General features: G+C 71.5%; 3 protein-coding genes and 1 pseudogene. 3 read left to right on the top strand and 1 reads right to left on the bottom strand.

Features of this window, described 5'->3' with window-relative positions:
- Positions 1 to 257 precede the first annotated feature (257 nt).
- Positions 258 to 1,004 (bottom strand): GntR family transcriptional regulator, encoded by a 747-nt coding sequence (locus tag VR45_RS34940; RefSeq protein WP_045943937.1) that lies wholly within the window; start codon positions 1,002 to 1,004, stop codon positions 258 to 260.
- Positions 1,005 to 1,228: 224 nt separating this feature from the next.
- Here VR45_RS34940 and VR45_RS34935 point away from each other — a divergent pair, with 224 nt between their 5' ends.
- The 3 genes and pseudogenes from VR45_RS34935 to VR45_RS47460 all read left to right on the top strand — a co-directional run.
- Positions 1,229 to 1,423, top strand: coding sequence for a hypothetical protein (locus VR45_RS34935; RefSeq protein ID WP_045943936.1), 195 nt, complete (start codon positions 1,229 to 1,231; stop codon positions 1,421 to 1,423).
- Positions 1,420 to 2,541 carry a hypothetical protein gene (locus VR45_RS42985; protein ID WP_052709616.1) on the top strand — a complete coding sequence of 374 codons (1,122 nt, stop codon included), beginning with the start codon at positions 1,420 to 1,422 and terminating at the stop codon, positions 2,539 to 2,541. The genes VR45_RS34935 and VR45_RS42985 overlap by 4 nt, the downstream gene beginning before the upstream one ends.
- A 131-nt stretch (positions 2,542 to 2,672) precedes the next feature.
- A pseudogene (locus VR45_RS47460) lies at positions 2,673 to 3,065 on the top strand (hypothetical protein); the annotation flags it as partial.

Here is a 3,065-nt window from a genome sequence, read left to right as displayed (position 1 = left end):
ACCCGAACGAGTGGGCGACGGCACAGCCGTCTGGGCGCGGTTACGCACGTACGGACCTTCCTGGCCCTGCACCGGTGCGAGGGACAGCCGTCCCTGGGTACACTCGGCAACAGACCAACTAGGCGGTCGAGCTAGAGCCCCGAATCTGGTCCGTAGCGGCTAACTACGGAGAACACCGGATGAGGGGCTTCTTGCTGACCTGATCTTGGTTGTGGGGGAGAGACTACGCCTTGTGACAGTCGGTTCCGATCGACTTCCTACTTGGCGGGGGACTCGTGCCACTCGCCGGGGGCGTGGATGTCGTCCCACACCTCGATGGGCCCCTTCTCGTCATGCCAGATCGTCCTGACGAGCAGCACCGGCACGGCGACGTCGGCGCCGGCCGGGACGGGCACCTCCAGGGCCTCCAGCTCGTCGTCGCTGGCGAACCTCGCGGTGTGTCGCTCGGGCGAGCGGTGGATGCCCAGGCCCGTCCGCTCCTCGTAGACCTCGTGCCAGAGGCGTTCGAGTCGGCCCTGCTGGAGCAGCTCGGGCACCTGCGAGAGAGCCCGAATGTGGATCACCGAGATGCCCAGTACCACGGGCTGGCCGTCGCGCCGGAAGACCCGGCGGCGGATGACCACCTCGTCGTGGGGCTCGATCTCCAGTGCCTGGCACATGCCAGGGTCCGCGCAGGAGCGCAGCATCGCTTCGTGCCCGCTGGAGGTCTCCCCGGGCGAGTAGTTGTTGCCGCCGGCCTTGAGTCGGTCCACCCGCGCGGCCCCGGTCGGCGGGGCGATCCCGACGCGCTTGGCGACGACGGTTCCCGCGCCCGCGTGGGTGGTGACGTACCCCTCGGACTTCAACTGCGAGTAGGCGCGAACCGCGGTGTTCCGGGCGACCTCGTGCACCTGGGCGACCTCGTTGACCGGCGGGAGGGTGTCCCCCGGGACCAGCTCGCCGCTGGTGATGAGCTGCCGGTAGTGGGCGGCGATCTCCGCGTACCCCTTCTTGCGGCCATCCATCACGGGCTCCTTTCAGGTGAGGAAGTGTACGAGTAGAACGTACCACTTCTCAGAGGTAGAACGTACCCCCCTTGCTGTGGTACGTTCTACCCATGCCCCGAGAGGGGACGGGCTCTCACCAGTACAACGAGCCCGAAAGCACGACGGCCCCAAGCCGGTGTCTCACCACCGGCTCAGGGCCTTGACCAGCCAGTTCCTGACGAAACCAGGGAGGCCGATCCGCCATGGATCGTACCGTCACCGGGGGCACGTCCCCCGACCAGTCCCGCGAGGCGCTCGCCGCCATCGCCGCCCAGGGCCAGGCCGCCGCCGCTGCGGCCGGCCAGGCCGCGACGCAGCTCGCCGAGGCCAGCCGCCAGCTCACCGCGCTGTCCGACGAGATCGCCCGCCAGCTCGGCCAGACGGGCGGTGTGCTGTGAAGTACCGCACCGAGAAGCGCCAGGTGCCGGCCGTCCACGCGAACGGCACCCCGATCACCCGCACCGAGACCGTCCGCGTGCCCGTCCTGCCCCGGGACTGGGACCGGATCGCCCTGCGCGCCGCCGTCGGCCTGGTCCTGGGCCTCACCCTCGTGTCGGTCATCTGGTCGACCGTCAGCATCGGCGCCCTGCTCCAGGGCGGGGTCGGCTACGCCGCGGCCGTCATCTTCGACGTGGCCTGGGCGGTCTGCCTGATCCTGGAGTGGATGGCCCGCTACGAGCCGGACAAGCGGGCGTTCCCGCAGAAGATGGGCTGGGGCCTGCTGGTCGCCACGATGCTGGCGATCGGCGCGCACGGCGCCCTGCTGATGCACAGTTGGCCCGCCGCGATCGTCGGCGGCGCGGTCTCCCTGTTCGCCAAGGCGCTGTGGCTCGGCGTCCTCCAGCACATCGACCGCGACCTGTCGCCGGACGACCAGGCCCTGGTCCAGGTGGAGAAGTCCCGCGCCTACGCCACCCTCGCCCTGTCCTCGACCCGCCGCCAGGTGACCCAGGTCGAGCAGATGGCCGCGCTCCAGCTCCTGGCGATGGAGCAGGACGGCTACGCCTTCCAGGCCGCCGTGCCGGTGGAGGCTGAGGTGGTGCCGGCCGCGACCCGCAGCGCTGAGACCCTCCAGCGCGCCGCCCAGGCGCTGCGCACCGACGCCGACCCGAACGCCGAGGTCGACCCGGCCACCGTCGCAGCGCTGGAGGAGGCCCGTGCCGACGGATGGTCCATGACGGAGGTCTGGCAGACCATCCGCCCCGCCACCGTGGCGTCCGGATATCCGGATGGGGCCGTATCCGCCCAGGTCAGCCCGCGTGCCGCTGAACCGGCCGTCCGGTTCGGCTTCGGGAGCCCCCCGAACGAGCGGGTGCCCGAGCAGGGCGGCGGGGGCACCTCCGGATGGTCCAGGCCGGGATCACCGACCGGGAGCGCCTGGCGGCGATGCTGCCCACGATGGTCGGCGGCACGTTCAAGCCCGAGAGCCTCGACCGAGAGATGCGCAAACACCGGACGTGAGCGCACGACCCGGAGCACGCTGATCACCCAGCTTCCGCCCGGCCGTTCGACGTGACGGTGCGCAGCGGGACAATCACCACCTGCACCACCGGCACCACTTCCCCTAAGCGACACCCGGCAGGCCGAGGTTGAAGGCCGAGCCTGCCGGGTGTCTGACCTCCCGTCAGAAACGGAGGCACGGACAGCATGGCCGCACCGCAGACCAGCGACAACACGACCACCGAGAACCAGCCGGACAACGGCCAGGACTACGACTACGAGGGGTCGGTGTACGCCCCGGAGGCACCCGCCGCCGAGGCCGAGCCGGACAAGCCCACCACGGACAAGCCGAAGTCGGCGACCGGCACCAAGGGCGGCATCCCCGCGCTGCCGCTGCTGAGCGTCAGCACCGGCTCCGCCGTCACCGCCGTCTCCTCCGCCGGCCTCGCGGGTGGTCCCGTCGCCGCCGCCCTGGTCGGCGCCGGAATCCTCACGGTGGCCACGGTCGCCGCCGCGACCCGCGCCCCGCGGGCCCGCCGCCAGGCCGCCGCCGCGAACCGCAAGGCGGCCTCCGCCACGGGCAACCGCTCGGGTGGGGCC

The organism is Streptomyces sp. NRRL S-495, from assembly GCF_000966955.1.
In the GTDB taxonomy this organism is placed as follows: Bacteria; Actinomycetota; Actinomycetes; order Streptomycetales; family Streptomycetaceae; genus Kitasatospora; species Kitasatospora purpeofusca.
The sequence above is the reverse complement of the archived record's forward strand: the minus strand, read 5'-3'. Positions and strand labels throughout refer to the sequence as shown.

Excerpts from the sequence above, each read along its gene's own strand:
- VR45_RS34940 (WP_045943937.1), bottom strand. The coding sequence starts at position 1,004 with ATGGATGGCCGCAAGAAGGGGTACGCGGAGATCGCCGCCCACTACCGG.
- VR45_RS34935 (WP_045943936.1), top strand. The coding sequence starts at position 1,229 with ATGGATCGTACCGTCACCGGGGGCACGTCCCCCGACCAGTCCCGCGAG.